Annotated in this window: 14 protein-coding genes; 3 read left to right on the top strand and 11 right to left on the bottom strand. The window is 51.8% G+C overall.

Annotated features, from left to right (window positions below):
• The first annotated feature begins 139 nt into the window (after window positions 1–139).
• Together P1U47_RS08330 and P1U47_RS08325 are read left to right on the top strand one after the other, a co-directional pair.
• The gene (locus P1U47_RS08330; RefSeq protein ID WP_301028273.1) at window positions 140–3,511 is read left to right on the top strand and encodes an ATP-binding protein; all 3,372 of its coding nucleotides are present in this window, start codon (window positions 140–142) and stop codon (window positions 3,509–3,511) included.
• Complete coding sequence (locus P1U47_RS08325) at window positions 3,508–4,416, top strand: response regulator transcription factor (protein ID WP_301028271.1); 909 nt, start codon at window positions 3,508–3,510, stop codon at window positions 4,414–4,416. Before P1U47_RS08330 ends, P1U47_RS08325 begins: the two co-directional genes overlap by 4 nt.
• 31 nt (window positions 4,417–4,447) lie before the next feature.
• Here P1U47_RS08325 and P1U47_RS08320 read toward each other — a convergent pair whose 3' ends face one another.
• Entirely contained in the window at window positions 4,448–5,536 is a 1,089-nt protein-coding gene (locus tag P1U47_RS08320; RefSeq protein ID WP_301028270.1) for an NADH:flavin oxidoreductase, read from the bottom strand.
• A gap of 99 nt (window positions 5,537–5,635) precedes the next feature.
• The gene (locus P1U47_RS08315; protein ID WP_301028269.1) at window positions 5,636–6,481 is read right to left on the bottom strand and encodes a LysR family transcriptional regulator; all 846 of its coding nucleotides are present in this window, start codon (window positions 6,479–6,481) and stop codon (window positions 5,636–5,638) included.
• Window positions 6,482–6,661: 180 nt separating this feature from the next.
• On the opposite strand from P1U47_RS08315, the gene P1U47_RS08310 reads away from it, so the two are divergent.
• The gene (locus P1U47_RS08310; protein WP_301028268.1) at window positions 6,662–7,420 is read left to right on the top strand and encodes an HPP family protein; all 759 of its coding nucleotides are present in this window, start codon (window positions 6,662–6,664) and stop codon (window positions 7,418–7,420) included.
• A gap of 62 nt (window positions 7,421–7,482) precedes the next feature.
• On the opposite strand, the gene P1U47_RS08305 is transcribed toward P1U47_RS08310, so the two are convergent.
• The 9 genes from P1U47_RS08305 to ftsY form a co-directional block, all read right to left on the bottom strand.
• Window positions 7,483–10,203 carry a TonB-dependent receptor gene (locus tag P1U47_RS08305; protein ID WP_301028267.1) on the bottom strand — a complete coding sequence of 907 codons (2,721 nt, stop codon included), beginning with the start codon at window positions 10,201–10,203 and terminating at the stop codon, window positions 7,483–7,485.
• 108 nt (window positions 10,204–10,311) lie between these two features.
• Window positions 10,312–11,373, bottom strand: coding sequence for a FecR family protein (locus P1U47_RS08300; protein ID WP_301028266.1), 1,062 nt, complete (start codon window positions 11,371–11,373; stop codon window positions 10,312–10,314).
• Window positions 11,370–11,933, bottom strand: a complete 564-nt coding sequence (locus P1U47_RS08295; protein ID WP_301028265.1) for a sigma-70 family RNA polymerase sigma factor — start codon at window positions 11,931–11,933, stop codon at window positions 11,370–11,372. Before P1U47_RS08295 ends, P1U47_RS08300 begins: the two co-directional genes overlap by 4 nt.
• Before the next feature lie 121 nt (window positions 11,934–12,054).
• The gene (gene trmB, locus P1U47_RS08290; RefSeq protein WP_301028264.1) at window positions 12,055–12,750 is read right to left on the bottom strand and encodes a tRNA (guanosine(46)-N7)-methyltransferase TrmB; all 696 of its coding nucleotides are present in this window, start codon (window positions 12,748–12,750) and stop codon (window positions 12,055–12,057) included.
• Window positions 12,750–13,124: a DUF423 domain-containing protein gene (locus P1U47_RS08285; protein WP_301028263.1), complete on the bottom strand. Its 375-nt coding sequence runs from the start codon at window positions 13,122–13,124 to the stop codon at window positions 12,750–12,752. The genes trmB and P1U47_RS08285 overlap by 1 nt, the downstream gene beginning before the upstream one ends.
• Window positions 13,125–13,283: 159 nt before the next feature.
• Window positions 13,284–14,132 carry an RNA polymerase sigma factor RpoH gene (rpoH, locus tag P1U47_RS08280; protein ID WP_301028261.1) on the bottom strand — a complete coding sequence of 283 codons (849 nt, stop codon included), beginning with the start codon at window positions 14,130–14,132 and terminating at the stop codon, window positions 13,284–13,286.
• Window positions 14,133–14,256: 124 nt separating this feature from the next.
• Window positions 14,257–15,279, bottom strand: coding sequence for a permease-like cell division protein FtsX (gene ftsX, locus P1U47_RS08275; RefSeq protein WP_301028258.1), 1,023 nt, complete (start codon window positions 15,277–15,279; stop codon window positions 14,257–14,259).
• Window positions 15,266–15,946, bottom strand: coding sequence for a cell division ATP-binding protein FtsE (ftsE, locus tag P1U47_RS08270; RefSeq protein ID WP_301028257.1), 681 nt, complete (start codon window positions 15,944–15,946; stop codon window positions 15,266–15,268). The genes ftsX and ftsE overlap by 14 nt, the downstream gene beginning before the upstream one ends.
• Window positions 15,943–17,061: a signal recognition particle-docking protein FtsY gene (gene ftsY / locus P1U47_RS08265; RefSeq protein ID WP_301028255.1), complete on the bottom strand. Its 1,119-nt coding sequence runs from the start codon at window positions 17,059–17,061 to the stop codon at window positions 15,943–15,945. Before ftsY ends, ftsE begins: the two co-directional genes overlap by 4 nt.
• Window positions 17,062–17,126 lie beyond the last annotated feature (65 nt).

Below are 17,126 nucleotides of genomic sequence, written 5' to 3'. Positions count from 1 at the left end.
TATAAGCAGATATACTAGAGACGGGACAAAACCTTTATGACTGTATGCTGCGGGCTTCAAACAAGCTTAAGGCCTATAATGGCAAGTCCTAGCTAGTTCGTTCAGCCAATGAGCTGTTATCGGAGCGTCATTTGGCCATATGAGTGCGCAACAAAAAGTATTCCGGGTACGCCGGAAGTACAATCGTTGGGTAGCCAACGAAACCTTAGAAGATTACGCACTGCGATTCACCGCCAAGGCTGCGCGTAAGTGGTCAGTTAATCGGGTTTCGAACACCGCGCTGGGCGCTATTTCCTTCCTTGCCCTCGAGGCTATTGGCGGGGCGATTACCCTCAGCTACGGTTTTAACAATACCGTGGCTGCAGTTATGGCCGTGGGCATTATTATTTTTTTAACCGGCCTGCCGATTTGCTATCACGCCGCCCGCCAGGGCATTGATATTGACCTGCTCACCCGTGGTGCCGGTTTTGGTTATATTGGCTCGACCATCACCTCACTGATTTACGCCTCATTCACCTTTATTTTCTTTGCGCTTGAGTCGTCGATCATGGCGCTGGCGCTGGAGCTCAGCCTCGACATTCCACTCAAGTACGGCTATTTAATCAGCGCCGTTGTGGTGATTCCGCTGGTGACCCACGGCATTACCTGGATAAGCCGCTTTCAAGTGTGGACTCAACCGCTGTGGATTGTATTGCAGCTCGCGCCGCTGGCCTGTATTGCTTGGCAGTCGGACGAGGCCTTTAATAACTGGGTGGCCTTCACACCGCCAGACAGCGACCCAAATCTCAACATTTTGGCCTTTGGCGCCGCCTCGGCGGTGATCTTTTCACTGATTGCGCAAATAGGCGAACAGGTCGATTTTCTGCGCTTTTTGCCCCACCAAGATCGGCCTAATAAGCGCTGGTGGCTGGCGTTAATCGCGGCGGGGCCGGGCTGGATTATTAGCGGCTCGATTAAGATCTTGGTGGGTTCCTTTCTGGCGGTATTGGCGCTGAGCCACGGCATTCCGTTTAGTGATGCCGCCGATCCTAATCACATGTACCTCACTGCCTTCAGTTATTTAAGTTCGTCGCCCCAGCTAACATTGATTTTATGCAGCGTTTTTGTGATTTTGTCGCAGCTCAAAATCAATGTTACCAACGCCTACGCTGGCTCCATTGCTTGGTCTAATTTCTTTTCGCGGCTCACTCACAACCACCCTGGGCGGGTAGTGTGGCTGGTGTTTAATGTGGCCATTGCGCTGATGTTGATGGAACTGGGCATTTATCGAATTCTGGAAGAAATCCTCACCGCCTACGCGATTATTGCGCTGGCCTGGGTCGGCTCATTGGTCGCCGATTTGGTCATCAATCGGCCCCTTGGCTTGCGCCCCCAAGCAATAGAGTTTAAACGTGCCCACCTTTACGACATCAACCCCGTTGGGGTTGGCTCGATGATCATTGCGTCAACCGTGGGACTGTTTGCCCATATTGGCCAATTTGGCCCCACCGCCCAAGCATTGGCCTCGTTTATAGCGCTGGGTAGCACCTTTATTCTCGCACCGCTCATTTGCTGGCTAACCAAGGGCCGCTACTACTTAGCCCGCGAACCCGCCATCGCCAGCAGCAAAGTCTCTCTGCGCTGCTGTATTTGCTACCACCATTTTGAAGGCGAGGACATGAGTCACTGCCCCGCCTACGCCGGGCCAATTTGCTCGCTGTGCTGCTCACTCGACAGCCGCTGTCACGATATGTGTAAAACCAATTCGCGCATGGCCGAGCAGCTCACCAATGCCCTCAGCTTTCTGCTGCCGACCAGTTGGATACGCTCACTGAATACCCGCATTGGGCATTTTTTAGGCTTGTTCACGCTTATCAGCTTTATCATTGCCAGTGTGTTAGCGCTGGTCTATGTGCAAATCACCATCGACGAGGGCATGGAGCGCAGCCTCGCCGCCAGCGCTTTAACAAACGTATTTTGTATTTTGCTTATTGTCTGCGGCATATTGGCGTGGATGTTCGCGCTGGTCCACGACAGTCGCCGAGTTGCCCAAGAAGAATCCCAACGGCAGACCGAATTGCTCATGGCTGAAATTGCGGCCCACAAACAAACCGACCTGCAGTTACAGCGCGCCAAAGAGGTTGCCGAAGCCGCCAACCAAGCCAAAACTCGCTATTTAACCGGCATCAGCCACGAACTGCGCTCACCCCTAAATGCCATTCTCGGCTATGCCCAGCTACTGGAAAAAGACACATCCATCCCTGCTAGTCGCCTCGATGCCCTGCGGGTAATACGCCGGAGCAGCGAACACCTAGCCGACCTAATTGAAGGTTTATTGGATATATCCCGTATTGAAGCGGGCCGCTTAGAGCTCTCACCAAGCGACGTAAACTTGGGTAATTTATTAGACCAGATTGTGAGTATGTTTCAGGTTCAAGCCCAGGCCAAGGGCATTGGCTTTAGTTTTGACCGCCTCACACCGCTGCCAGAAACAGTAAAAACCGATGAAAAGCGCCTGCGCCAGATTCTCATTAATTTAATTTCCAACGCCATAAAATACACGCCAGAGGGACGGGTCAATTTCACCATTAGTTATCGCAACCAGGTCGCTGAGTTTATTATTAACGACACCGGCTTTGGCATTGCCGCCGAGGATATCGAACGTATTTTCAGGCCCTTTGAGCGCGTGCGCAAACCTGGCGCTCCGCATATTGCCGGCACCGGATTAGGTCTCACCATCACTCGCCTGCTCACCGATATTATGGGCGGCGACATTAGTATTCACAGCCAAGTTGGGGTTGGCAGTGAAGTGAAGCTAAACCTAATGCTGAGTAGCACCGACAGACTGGCCAGTGTGAGCCCCAGCGAGAAAAAGATCATTAGCTACGAGGGCGCCGAGCAAACCCTGTTTGTGGTCGATGACGAACCCACCCACCGCAGCCTGCTCAGCGACATGCTAAAACCGCTGGGTTTCAATGTGATCTCGGCTCCGGACGGCGGCACCTGTTTAGACATGCTCCGCTACTGCGCCTCAGAACCGCGGGTATTTCTCTTAGATATTGCCATGCCCGGCATGAGCGGCTGGGACTTAGCCAAAGCCATTCGCGCGCGCATCCACAGCGCCACCATTATTATGATTTCGGCCAATGCGACCGAGGTGACGCCAGAAAGCAGTGGCGTACCACCTCACGATGCCTATCTCTTTAAACCCATCCGCGTTGCGCAAGTGCTCGACTACTTAGCAAAATATGCGGGAATCGATTGGGTATATGAGTCAAAACAACAAAGTGAAGATCGGGTAGTGGCGAACGCCGCCAGCGCGGATACCATTTCGCTCACGCTGAGCATTGAGGCGCGTCGCGAGCTAATTCAACTCGCGAAGATTGGCTACGCCAAGGGTATTCGCCACTGCCTAGACAAACTGGCGCAAGACCAAAGCATCGACCCCAAAAGTCTTGCCAGCCTGCAGGAGCAGGCGGCAGGATTTCAATTCGCCGCACTCATCGCCGCCTTAGAAGACAAGCCAATATGAAGCCAACCAGCGCCAAGAAAGACGTCGTGCTAATCGTCGACGACTCACCCGATACCTTGAGCATGTTAAACGACACCTTAGATCAGGCGGGCATTACAGTACTGGTCGCACTGGAAGGCGCCCAAGCCCTAACCATTGCCGCCACAATTACCCCCGACGTTATTTTAATGGACGCCTTAATGCCAAATATGGACGGTTTTGAAGCCTGCCGACGCTTAAAGGAAAACCGCGAGCTAGCCCATATTCCCGTTATATTTATGACCGGTCTTAGCGACACCGAAAGTATTGTAAAAGGCTTTGCCGCCGGCGGTGTCGACTACATTACCAAACCGGTCAAAGGCGATGAGCTTATCGCGCGAATACGCGCCCATTTAAGCAATGCACGCTTAACCCTCAGCGCGCGCGTTGCACTAGACAATACCGGCAAATTTTTATTTTCTGCCACCACCGACGGCAACGTACTTTGGGCAACCCCTCAGGCTTACCACTTACTAGAAGACGCCGGCTTAAACAGTACGTGGCTAGACGAAAACCTACCCAGCCAGCTCAGCCAATTACTGGCGCCGCACTACAACAAGGAAAAAGGCCTGCTGGTAAAAGCCGCCAAGAAACCGCTAGAAATTCGCTATATAAGCCAAACTGGGGACGATGAATATTTACTGCAACTCATCGACATGGAGCGGCCCTCTGATCTAGAGCGCCTACGTGCCGCTCTGCCTATTACCGAGCGTGAGTCTGAGGTATTGCTGTGGATTGCCCACGGCAAAACCAATCGTGAAATTGGTACTATTCTCGACATGAGCCCGCGCACAGCCAACAAACACTTAGAGCAAATATTTCGCAAACTCAATGTTGAAAACCGCACGGCAGCGGCGGTGATCGCCTTAAAGCACTTACCAAGCTAAAGGTGCGCGGTGTTTTAAAGCGTTTCTTTAATTAAAGTTCGGGCTCTTTTATAAAGTCTGGCCACATGCCGTTGATGTAATCCAAGAACTTCTCGCTCAGGCCTTCGGCCAATAAATACTCACGGCTAACCGGTGTTCTGTTGGGCACAAAATTAGCGTTGTCGCGCAGTAATTGCGGGTAGTTGTGATGCAATATTCCTGCGCGGCCCAGCAGCGAAAAATCTAAACCTTGCTCAAAACAGTATTGAATATCTTCCGGCATATACACCTTACCCGCCGCGCCCAAACGCACATCACCGCGATCCAACGTAGTAAAATACGACAGCAAACTGCGACCTTGCAAGGCCGGCGCCACGGGTTCTTTAAACACATCCCAGGCAGAAATATCGAGAAAATCGATTTCTTGGGCCGCAAATAGGGCCTTTGCGGTATCGACCGCCTCCTCTAATAATATGCCATGCCGCTCTGGCGATAGGCGCACCCCCAACAAAAAGCCCACGCCACAGCGTTTGCGGATACCGCTAATAATATCGAATAGTACCTTGCTGCGATTTTTCAGTGAACCGCCGTACTCGTCGGTGCGACGATTAAACTCCGCACTTAAAAACTGACAGATAATATAACTGTGGGCGCCGTGAATTTCGACGCCGTCAAAGCCAGCTTGCTTAGCGCGCTCGGCACCGCGAATAAAATCCTCAATCAAGCTTTGCACTTCACCGTGACTTAAACCGCGGGCACCAAATTTTTCGGAGGGCGATGGTGCTACCGGAATATCGCCCGTTACCTCACGCGGGGCACGAAAGCCAGCGTGATGAAGCTGCACCACGGCAAGGCTGCCTTGCGACTTAATCTTATCTGCCAGTTTGCTCAAGCCCGGAAGATGCTTATCGCTAAAAATGCCCAACTGGCCAGCAAAGCCCTGACCCAGCGGATTCACATGCGCCGCTGCCGTCATAGTCAAACCAAAGCCACCCTTGGCACGCATACTCAGCCAATGGATTTCTTCTCCGCTCAAACGCCCATCAACCTCGCTCTGGGTGTTGGTTAGCGGCGCCAGCATCAGCCGATTGGTCATCGTTTTGCCGCAGGGGAAACTCAGTGCTTCAAAAACCTTTGTCATACCTTACATTCCTATCACAATCTTCATTTCTGGCACTTAACAATTACCAGCGAATACAAATACTTTAAAAAAAATAGCGCCGCTAATTCGAGGCCCACCTTACACTTGCCAATCTCCTCCTCCCGCAACACCGGCTCTTAAACCGGCCAATGCTTGGCTCAAATCATCAGCCAGCATACCGGCGCGAAACACCAAATAAATTGGATAGGTAAACTCTGGTGAGTCTATTACCCGCCGTAATTCGCCACTGCGAATATAGGGCTCAACAACACGCGTTCGGAAATAGCCATTGCCGCCACTACGCAATAAAATGTGCAGCGCCAGCGGGCCCAAGTTAAACGAGAATGCAGCCTGTCTCGGCTGGGGTAAAGCCGCATCGTACTGCGCTTTAAATTCAGCGCCCCAATCAACAAATAAATTGGGGCTAGGCTTAGCCACGGCCTCAACGTGCACCAATTTTTCTTCCAGCAATTGCTCTACGACAAAACCCGAAAAATAATTAGGCCGATGCACAATAATGGCATCCAGCAGGCCCTTCTCAAGTTTGTTCAGCAGGCTCTTGGGGTCAGACACATCTGTATGTAGCGCAACACTGGGCAGGTCTTGCTGTATCCACAACACCCAATTAGTGAGTACCGGATTCCACAAGCTGTTTTCTGCGCCAATCCGCAGCCGCGAAGCGCGCCCTCGGGGCAGCTTCATCTCTGCTCTGGCGCAGGCCCAGGTTTGCACCAAGGTGGTGGCATAGGCAACAAATCGCTCCCCTTCTAAGGTGAGGCGCGCACCCGCCCTGTTGCGCACAAACAATTGGCAGCCTAGGGTTTCTTCCAGTGATTGTACCCGTGCAGTTACTGCGGTCTGACTGACATGTAAACGCTCTGCAGCGCCAATAAAACTGCCCTCACCCATTACCTCGAGAAAGGTACGAGCTAATTCAATGTCCACCACCGCACTCCATTGGTATTTGGCCTTATCGATACTGGTCTTTATATCAATAAAACGGAATTAAAGCTGCACATATATTCATTATACGGAGCTCAACTCTAGCACTATGCTTTGCGCCTCATTTTAGGGCGGAGCGTGACTTCCCCTGATAACACAGTGATTTAAGGACTAGCTAAGCGGATGTTAAGAGTAGTTTTAAAGGAGTGCGGGCTTTTCCTCGGCATCGAACACAATACCACCACCCACCTTGAAAAATGGGTTTCGGCCTTCGGCGGCTTTTGCGGGATTGCTATGTGCTATTTCATCGCTAATGTATATTTTGCTAGCGATCAGCTTATTTTCCTGACCACGTCGATCGGCGCCTCGGCAGTACTCATTTTTGCAGCACCCCACAGCGCCCTGTCGCAGCCTTGGCCAGTAATGGGCGGCCATCTAATTTCTGCTCTTATTGGCGTGAGCTGTCAGCAATGGCTACCCATCCCGTTCTTAACTGCCCCCGCCGCTGTCGGCCTAGCAATTATTGCCATGTACTATTTGCGCTGCCTGCATCCCCCCGGCGGCGCCACCGCCTTGTTTGCCGTTATTGGCGGCCCAAACATCCATGCGATGGGCTTCGCCTATGTTTATGAAGGGGTACTTTTGAATTGCGTCGCGCTGCTAAGCTTGGGCGTACTCTTTAACGCGTGCTTTTGTTGGCGCCGCTACCCAGCCCACGCATTTTACGGTTCAGCAAATCACCAAACCAAACCAAAACCCCAGCAAGCATTACCGGACGAAATTCACCTTAGCCAAGAAGACCTCAACGCAGCACTGAACACAATGAACTCCTTCATCGACGTTAGTCCCGAGGATTTAAGTACCTTGTTTGAACTCGCCACGATTAACGCCAAGGGGCGAATGCTAGTAAGCACTGATACGTTAAGAAGACAAAACAAGTAGAAGCACGAAAGGGATGAGCAAATGCCCATCCCTTTTTTCATTACGCGAAACTTGCTCTCCTATTAAAAGTTTACCCGCCCACGTATGGCCACGGTTCGCGGACGCTGCACTAAGCCAAAGTGGGTTCCACTAAAGAGCGGCATGTCGTTGGCGTAACTAAAGGTCTTTTCATCCGTTAGGTTGCGCCCCACAAGTGCGAGATCCCATTTGCCATTGTTTGGGCCAATACTTACCGATGCGTTTATTTTGACGAATGCGTCTTGGATAATATTTGGATCTAAATCACCGGCCGCATAATACTCGTCTGAGTAGTTCACATCTATTTGGCTATTGAGTTCAAACACACCAAAGTCGTGAAGATGTATTGCTGAAATCGAGCCTGTAAACTCTGGCGTATCTTGGTTGGTTCGGCCACTTAGGTCGTTAGCTCCAGCCGCTGAACATGCGGCGCCATTGGCGAATCCACCATCGGCCACTTGCGCCGCCGTACAGCCTGCGGTGCGGTAGTCTTCAAACTCAAAGTCCACATAGCCCAAAGAGCCCTGCACTCTAAATTCTGGGCTTAGCTGCCAGCGGCCGTCAATTTCAATACCACGGGTGGTCGCCGAGGCGGCGTTGGTAACAATGTAGCTGGTACTGCCGGTAAACTGAGTGGTTTGTAAGTCGTCAAAATTCACCTGAAATAAGGCAACATTGATTTCGGCCGCACCGCTAAGGAAGCGGGTTTTACTGCCTAGTTCAAAGGCGAGCGCCTCTTCGTTCTCGTACTCTGCTTCGTCAGCATCTGCGCTCAAGGCAATGGAATTAAAACCACCGCCCTTAAAGCCCTTAGACACACTGGCGTAGAGCATAGATTGCTCGCTGGCATCCCACTGCACATTTAATGACGGCGACACGTCCTCTTCGGTACGATCCAAGGCAAACTCGTGGGGCACGGCTTCGAGTACGGCAACTGAGTAAAAATTTAAAACGTCTGGGTCTGTTATTGGCGCGCCAGTATCTGGGTCAAATAGGCTGGCAAGTTGGGTCGCGTCTTTTTCTTCTTTACCGTAACGCAGGCCCGCCGTCAGCCGCACCGTGTCACTTAATGTCCAAGTACCCTGAGCAAATATGGCGAATACATCCGACTGCTGATCTAAGTAGTTGCGCCGTGTTGTCCACGGTAAATCAATTGGCGCCCCCAGCGCAGCGCTAGCAAACGGCCCATTCAAGGTTAAATCTAGCCCCGTTTCCAAATCTGCCTGCTGCCAATACAGGCCCGATATATATTCAAAACGACCACCGGCTTCAGAGGCAAAACGCAGCTCGACACTTTTTTGCTCAAACTCCTCAGAATCACGCGCCCGCAAAACATCTAGCGGGTTGTAATCTACGTCTTGGTCGCGCACAAACTGGTAATTAGAATAACCAAACAAGGCCGTCCAAACCCCCGCGTTAACGGCGTAATCGGCGCGGAACATCAGCTCATCGCTGTCGCCATCCATTTTATGGTTGCTGCCAATATTTAACTGAGGCGAGCTATTGCCTATTTTGCTCTTGCCGTCGATATTGTCCTCTACACCTAACGCCCGCAGCGTGTCGGCAGAGGGGCCGCCAATATTAAACACTTCGTAAGGCGCGCCGGTAATATCAAATTCGCTGTGCTCAAATCTAAAATTGGTGCTTAAAACCTCATTAACATCCCAGTCCAGCGCGAGCCGTCCTGCCCATTCATCATTGTTGGGTGTGCTCTCTTTGTAGTAACTATTGTCAACCCAGCCTTCTTCCAGTTCACGCTTGAGCACCGCGATACGGCCGCGAACCGTGTCGCTAATGGGGCCGCTAATATAGGCCTGCAATTCAGTTTCTTTGTGCTCAAATTCCCGCATTAGCGCTACGCTTGCTTCGCGCTCTTCGGTCGGTTTAGCCGAGGTAATATTCAAGGCACCGCCAATGGTGTTTTTGCCAAAGAGTGTTCCCTGCGGCCCGCGCAGCACTTCAATTAAGCCTACGTCTAAAAAGGCAAAGCGCGACTGCACGCCGCGGCCACGATAAATGCCGTCAACGTAAATACCCACCGACTGCTCGCCACCGGCTTGACTGTCTGAGTTAATACCACGGATCGAAATAGTGTCGCCAATGGTGTTTTCCGACACGCTGAAATTGGGAATATAGGATGATAATTCTTCGAAATCGGGAATGCCCGCGTCTTTGATTTTGTCGCCGCTAAACGCCGAAATAGAGATTGGCACGTCTTGTAATCCCTGTGCGCGCTTTTGGGCCGTAACGATGACTTCCTCGAGCACGGTAGGCCTATTAGCCGCTTGCATATCTGCTGATTGCGCACCCGCCGACACTGAAAACGTTGCCATTATAGCGGCTGCCAAGCGTGTTAATAATGGAGTGTTATTTGAATTGTTCGCCATATCGCATTCCTCTTGTGACGAGTTATCGTCATTTTCTACTGGCTTATTAGTGGTTACAGCCAGCACGCCATCCACGCGAAAAACAGGGTATAAGCCGGTACCATCAAGTAAGCTTGTTACCGCTTGGCGGCGGCTAAACTCACCCCTAAGGGCATTAGCCGTTTTGCCTTGAGTGGCTTCAAATGCAAATATGAAGGTAAGCTCTGCCTGCTCCGCAAATTGGATAAGTGCTTGGTCTGCACTTTGGCGAGGAATATTGAAGGGTATTTTTATACACGGCTCTGCTCGTGCATAAACAGCGCTGCTAAACAGGATTAACAACGCTATTATTTGTACTAGCAAGTGCCGCAAATGGCTTGCTTCGCCTTCCTCACCCACACTTAAATCATGTGTGCAGCAAGAAGACGATTGAGGCTTTAGTTTCCACCAGTGCTTATGAAAAATAAATGGCACAATTAAATCGCTATCCCTGTCTTATGTACCATTCTACCTCCTAGTTAAAATGACTTTTTCTGCGCTAACACGCTGCGAGGAAACGTTAAAATTCTCTTTTAAGCTTGCCAGCAAGCCCTCTACATCGCCCGTGCGGAACATACCAGCAACGCGCAGCTGCTTGAGATCGTCATCCTGAATAACAAACTCAACCGGCGTATAGCGCTCAATCTCGGCTATGGCCTCCTCTAGGGATTCACCACGAAACACTAAGCTACCACTCTGCCACGCCAATTGAACACGGATATCTTCGGGCTTAATTGCCTGCACTTGCTCTAGCGCATCACCTAGCAGCATACGCTGTCCGGCCGCGACGGGTGCAGCCTCCGCAGAGTTAAATGCCGGTTCGTCGCGCATTTGTGTAACTGAGTGACTGCCGCCAGCGGTCTTATGGGAACCAACCAGCACCTTGCCTTCGGTAACAATCAACTCTACCCGCTGATCTGCTCTTATTTTTAAATTAAATGCCGTGCCCACTGCCCGCACCATTTTATCTTCGACGTATACAATAAATGGTCGTTGGCGATTATGAGCAACTTCAATACTGACCTCGCCCCGCTCTAGATAAATTTGCCTTTCGGATTGGGTATACACTGCGCGAATTAGGGTATTGGTATTCAACGTCAATTGGGAGCCGTCGAGCAGTGTTACCGTAGACTGCTCACCACGGCTCGTCTCAAAACGGTTTTCTACTTGTTTAATAGCCACGGCCATCGCCGGCACCGAATTGACGTGGCTCGCAAACCAAACGCCCAAGGCAATTGCCACCAAAAATACAAAGCTCAGCGACAATATTGCCGGATGCCGCCGCCAGCGACCTTGTTCACGGCGATACTCCGGCTCAGGAAATATCTCAGCCAAGCGCCCTAATTCATCCATCGCATCCCATTGGTCAGACAGCGCCAAGAGTGCTTGCCGATTTTCTGGCCGCGCGCTTAACCAAATATGTAAGCGCTGCTCTTCGTCTGGGCTAAGACCGCGATCTATTTTTGCCAACCATTCACTGGCGCGGTGCTGCGCGTGCTGATGATCAGACAAATCAACTACATTGCTCATCGACGCTCCCCCGTTGTCCCCTTAGGCGACTCTCTCTGCGTCAATGTGGTGTTTGGCGCTACTGATTCCAAATATCGCGCACACAAGAGGACTCCCCTCGCGATATGCTTTTCGACTGTGCTCTCTTTAAGCCCCAATTTTTGCGCAATCTCACGCTGGGAATGGCCATACACTTTTTTAAGCACAAATACCCGCCGGCACTGCAAAGGCAATTGCCGCACCGCTTCACAAAATCGTGAAAACTCCTGATTGGAAACACTTTGGCGGTAGGGATCACTGTCATCACGGGCGACACACTCCCAGTCTAACTGCGAATCCATAGAACAAGTCAGACGCTGTTCGGCACGCTTAATATGGTCCAGCGCCAAGTTGCGGGCGGTTTTTACCATAAAAGCGCGAGGCTCACGAAGATCGCCCTTGGCCTTGCTCTGGCAGACCCGAACGTAGGTTTCCTGCACAATATCTTCAATTTCGTGGGGTGGGACAATGCGTGACACGACCGCCGCCAGCAAAGACTTGCAGGATAAAAATACGGTATTGATCACTTCTTCTGCGGACAAAGCCCTACTCCTAGGCTAAATAAGTTCACATAAGACGAACCACAAGCGATTTTCCACCTAGGCTCAGCGCAATTATTTTTACGGCGCCCTGCGCTGCTCGTTCACACCGCTAATCGCTGCATTAACTCACCTTAGAAAACAACAAATCCCACACCCCGTGTCCGAGCCGCTCGCCGCGTTTTTCAAACTTGGTATTAGGCCGGTAGTCGGGTTTAGGCGAATACTGCTGAGCGCCAGCATTATTTTGATAGCCTTCAGCGGCGCTCATGACTTCCATCATGTGTTCGGCGTAGTTTTCCCAGTCGGTGGCTAGGTGGAGTACGCCGCCAATTTTTAATTTACTGCGTAGTACTTGCACAAATTCTGGCTGAATTAAGCGCCGCTTTTGATGGCGGGCTTTGTGCCACGGGTCGGGAAAATATACTTGGACACGGCTCAGGCTATTGTCGGGGATACAGTGGGCGAGAACTTCTACCGCGTCGTCGCTGTAGGCGCGCAGATTACTCAGCCCCGCTTGCTCTGTGAGGTACAACAGGCGACCAACGCCTGGGGTGTGCACCTCAATGCCAACAAAATTCAGTTCTGGCGCTTGAGTGGCCATTTCGGCAAGGGAGTCGCCCATGCCAAAGCCAATTTCAAGGACCGTTGGCGCTTGGCGGCCAAAGACCTCAGCAAAATCCACTGGCCCATTGGCGCGCTTTAAGCCCCAATTATTAAAATTAATCTCATATGCACGTTTTTGACCGTCGGTCATCCGGCCAGTACGTATTACAAAGCTTTTAATCCGCCGGCGCAACGGAGCCGCATGTTCAGTCATTACATCGCTTTCCAAGCAGAATAAGCCAAGCAGGCCCAAGCCACTAAAAACATCAGGCCACCAATGGGGGTGATGGCGCCAAGAATTCGAATTTCGGTAAGCGCCAGTGCGTACAAACTACCGCTAAACACGAGTACCCCAAGAAAAAATAGTACCGCAGCAATCCGCAGGGACAGCAGTTGAACACCGCTGTGCATCAGCAGACCTACCACTAAGAGCGCAAAACAGTGGTAAAAGTGATACTGCACGGCGGTTTGATAGACTGCCATCATCTCTGCCGATAAGCTCGCCTTTAGACCATGAGCGCCAAAGGCGCCCAGCGCGACGGCCAAAAACCCGAGTACTGCTGCCAGAAAAAGCGTTAACGAAGCCATTGCCCAGTCCTGCCTGCATTTAAAGGCGCTATTGTACGGATGTCGGCGGGTTTGCAAAAGTACAGGGCCAGCGATACGGGCAAAAACCCCGGCTAGATACAAAAAAACCCCGCGAGGCGGGGCTTTTAACAGTATTTAAGCTAATTGGTCGCTAAGCGCTTAGGCTTCCATCGCCGCGCGCAATTTTTTCATTGCGGCTTGTTCAAGCTGGCGAATACGCTCAGCAGATACCCCGTAGCGATCAGCCAAATCGTGCAGGGTAGCTTTGGTGTCGCTCAACCAGCGACTTTGCAGAATGTCGCGACTGCGATCATCGAGGTCGCCCAGCGCTAAACTCAGGTGCTGGTGGTTACTCTCTTCCAAGTTGTCAGATTCTAATAACTTGGCTGGATCGGTGCTGTGGTCTTCTAAATAGTGTACTGGAGCAACGGGGCCGCGCTCGTCGTCGGCGTCGGCGTCAAAACCGATATCAACCGAACTTAAGCGACCTTCCATGCGGCGCACTTCGGCAACATCAACGCCTAAATCAGCGGCAACATCGTTCACTTCGTCGTTACTCAACCAAGACAGTTCTTTTTTTGCACTGCGCAAATTGAAGAACAGCTTACGCTGGGCCTTGGTGGTGGCGATTTTAACAATACGCCAGTTGCGCAACACGTATTCGTGAATTTCGGCCTTGATCCAATGCACGGCAAAAGACACCAAACGCACACCTTTTTCAGGATCAAAACGCTTAACCGCCTTCATCAGGCCAACATTGCCTTCTTGAATTAGGTCAGCTTGGGGCAAACCATAGCCTTTATAACTTTTGGCGATATGCACCACAAAGCGCAGATGAGACATAACCAACTGGCGGGCAGCCTCTACACTCTCGTGGTAGAAGAGATCTTCGGCTAATTCGCGCTCGCGCTCTGCGCTAAGCACCGGAATACGACCAACCGACTGAATATATGCAGAGAGGTCGCCACCCGGTACAAGCTGCTGTATCGGCTGCAGATGGGTACTCATTGCACTCCTCCTAGATATTGATGAAAAACACTGGCACTTATTAGAGTCTCAAACCATTAAAAGTTCAAGCCCCTTTAAGACCTAATCGCGCACCCCACTGTCTATAACGAGAAAAATAAGGGGATCAACTTGGTTCTATCGCTCGCAATTCTCGCCCGACTACCAGCCAAGCGCCTAGCAGGCCTAGGTTTCCGGCAAATAGCCACAACATCAGGCTGTCGATCACGCCTAAGCCTAGCAGGTGAAAATCACTTTGATAAGACACCGACAATTCGGCAATCGGCTCTCGCAACCACCACAGCCCACACTGCACCAATAGCCATGCCGCCAGCCCACCACACAAGCCATACCAAAAACCGGTATAAAGGAAGGGCCGGCGCACAAAGGCGTTGGTGCCACCCACCAGTTTTACGACCAAAATTTCACTGCGTCGGCTTTCGATGGCCAATTTGATGGTATTGCCAATAATCAGCAATACGCCCACCGCCAGCATCCCACCCAAGGCTAAGGTCAGGCGCCGCCCCAATTCCGTGATTTGATTCAGGCGCTGCAACCACGCCATATCCAATTTGGCCAAGTCGACCTCGGGCAGCTTCGCCAAAAGCTGTTGCAAGGCCGTGACCGCCTCCGCCGAACTATTGGCCTCTCGGGGAGTGACCACAATCAGGCCGGGTAGCGGGTTGCTGTCTAATTGATCGAGTACATCACCAAACCCAGAGCTGGCACGAAACTCCACCAAGGCGGCATCTGGCGAAATATATTCGGCGCTTTGCACACCATCGCGGCCGGCAATACTGCGGCGCAGACTCTCGGCCTGAGCAGTAGAAACATTAGGCTTTAAAAACAAAGAGATACGCGCAGCGCCTTCCCAGCCACTACTCACCGCCTCAATATTATTCAAGCCAATATACAGACTCACCGGCAACGCGAGGGCAATGGCGATAACCAAACTGGTCAGCAATGTGGCCGCTGGCCGCTGCAATAGACGGCGCAGACTGTCGAGGGCAACTTGGCGATGATGGCTGCGATAACTGGCAAGACGATCGCGTAAACCGGTTTTATGGCGGCGCGCGCCTTGCACATCTTTACGCGCAGCAGGTGCCTGAAGCTGACCTAAACGGCGTTTATTGAGTTTATTCTGGGCCATTATCAGCCCCTCCCGCCGTAATAAGGCGGCCTTTGCGCAAAGTAAGCAAACGGTAGGGCATACGGGCGATCAACGCTAAATCGTGACTGGCAATAAGCACGGTGACGCCAACCTGCTTAAACTGCTCAAACAGATGCATGATCTCGGCAGAGAGCTGAGGGTCAAGGTTACCGGTTGGCTCATCGGCCAGTAATAACGCGGGCTTATTTACCACAGCGCGGGCAATGCCCACTCGCTGCTGCTCACCACCAGACAGGGTAATGGGGTTTTTACGCTCTTTGTCGAGTAAGCCGACTTTATCTAGCGCGGCTCGAACTCGGCGACCCACATCCCGATGGCCATAACCGGCAATAATCAGTGGCAGCGCAACATTGTCGTAAACGCTGCGATCAAACAGGAGCTGATGGTTTTGAAACACCACACCCACTTCGCGGCGCACCTCAGGAATATGGCGCACCGCTAATTTAGACAAATTGCGACCACCAACAATCACTTGGCCGCTACTCGCGCGCTCCATCACCATGATCAGTTTCAGCAAGGTACTTTTTCCGGCGCCGCTATGGCCGGTTAAAAAGCGCATTTCGCCGCGTGGGATATGAAAGCTCACATCGCTGAGTGCCTCATAGCCGCCTTCGTAGCGTTTGCTGACCTGATCGAATTGAATCATTTTTGTTTCTGCGTCCAACCAAATAGCGCGCCAACAAACTCAGTAGCGCGGAAGGGGCGCAGATCTAAAATACCCTCACCCACGCCAATAAAGCGAATAGGAATTCCCAGCTGTTTGCTAATGGCAAACACAATGCCGCCCTTGGCCGTGCCGTCGAGCTTGGTCAGGGTTAGGCCGGTCACGCCTACAGCCGCTTGGAAATGCTTGGCCTGCGACAGGGCGTTTTGGCCGGTGCCTGCATCCAGCACCAACATCACTTCGTGGGGCGCCTCAGGGTCGAGTTTTTTGAGCACCCGCACCACTTTTTTCAGCTCTTCCATTAAATTGTCTTTATTGTGCAAGCGACCGGCGGTATCTGCGATAAGAATATCAACCTTGCGCGCCTTGGCGGCTTGCAGCGCGTCGAATAATACCGAGGCGCTGTCGGCTCCGGTGTGCTGGGCAATTACCGGCACCTCATTGCGCTCGCCCCACACTTGTAACTGTTCTACCGCTGCGGCGCGAAAGGTGTCACCCGCCGCTAGCATTACCGAGCGGCCACCGGCCTGAAACTGCTTGGCCAGTTTACCAATGGTGGTGGTTTTACCCACGCCGTTAACTCCAACCATAAGGATTACATAGGGGCCTGGCCCCTCGGGAATTACCAGTTCTTCTTCGGCGGCGGCTAATAACGTACTCAACTCTTCCTGTAGTGCCACGTACAGGGTTTCAGGGTTGTCTAGCTCTTTGCGCGACACCCGACGAGTGAGATTACCGATAATTTCTTGGGTGGCATCCACCCCAACATCGGCCATGAGCAGATGGGTTTCGATCTCTTCGAGGAGCTCGTCGTCAATTTCTTTGCGGCCAAGAAAGAGGTTGGCCATGCCCTCGCCCAATTGGGCGCCGGTCTTACTCAGGCCTTCACGAAAGCGGACCAGTAGGGAGGCCTGTTCTTCTGGGGTTAATTCCAGATGCTGCCAAGGGGCTATTTCTTTGTCGTCGATAAAGCCTTCGGCCGCAGCCAATGCCGCCAAATCTTCTTCCGAACCGACAAAAGACTCTTTAAAACGGGCGAATAAACCCTTTTTTTTGGTTTCAGGCTCGATCTCAGGCGGATTTGAATTCTCTGTCATGCGGGTATTTATATTCCGTTAAGGTTTACAGCATAAATAAAAGCCGTATCCTACCATTTCTCTGA

The sequence above is a fragment of the Zhongshania sp. genome (assembly GCF_029212375.1).
In the GTDB taxonomy this organism is placed as follows: Bacteria; Pseudomonadota; Gammaproteobacteria; order Pseudomonadales; family Spongiibacteraceae; genus Spongiibacter.
This window is presented reverse-complemented; position numbering and strand designations above follow the sequence as displayed.

Excerpts from the sequence above, each read along its gene's own strand:
- P1U47_RS08330 (WP_301028273.1), top strand. The coding sequence starts at position 140 with ATGAGTGCGCAACAAAAAGTATTCCGGGTACGCCGGAAGTACAATCGT.
- P1U47_RS08325 (WP_301028271.1), top strand. The coding sequence starts at position 3,508 with ATGAAGCCAACCAGCGCCAAGAAAGACGTCGTGCTAATCGTCGACGAC.
- P1U47_RS08320 (WP_301028270.1), bottom strand. The coding sequence starts at position 5,536 with ATGACAAAGGTTTTTGAAGCACTGAGTTTCCCCTGCGGCAAAACGATG.
- P1U47_RS08310 (WP_301028268.1), top strand. The coding sequence starts at position 6,662 with ATGTTAAGAGTAGTTTTAAAGGAGTGCGGGCTTTTCCTCGGCATCGAA.
- P1U47_RS08300 (WP_301028266.1), bottom strand. The coding sequence starts at position 11,373 with ATGAGCAATGTAGTTGATTTGTCTGATCATCAGCACGCGCAGCACCGC.
- trmB (WP_301028264.1), bottom strand. The coding sequence starts at position 12,750 with ATGACTGAACATGCGGCTCCGTTGCGCCGGCGGATTAAAAGCTTTGTA.
- P1U47_RS08285 (WP_301028263.1), bottom strand. The coding sequence starts at position 13,124 with ATGGCTTCGTTAACGCTTTTTCTGGCAGCAGTACTCGGGTTTTTGGCC.
- rpoH (WP_301028261.1), bottom strand. The coding sequence starts at position 14,132 with ATGAGTACCCATCTGCAGCCGATACAGCAGCTTGTACCGGGTGGCGAC.
- ftsX (WP_301028258.1), bottom strand. The coding sequence starts at position 15,279 with ATGGCCCAGAATAAACTCAATAAACGCCGTTTAGGTCAGCTTCAGGCA.
- ftsE (WP_301028257.1), bottom strand. The coding sequence starts at position 15,946 with ATGATTCAATTCGATCAGGTCAGCAAACGCTACGAAGGCGGCTATGAG.
- ftsY (WP_301028255.1), bottom strand. The coding sequence starts at position 17,061 with ATGACAGAGAATTCAAATCCGCCTGAGATCGAGCCTGAAACCAAAAAA.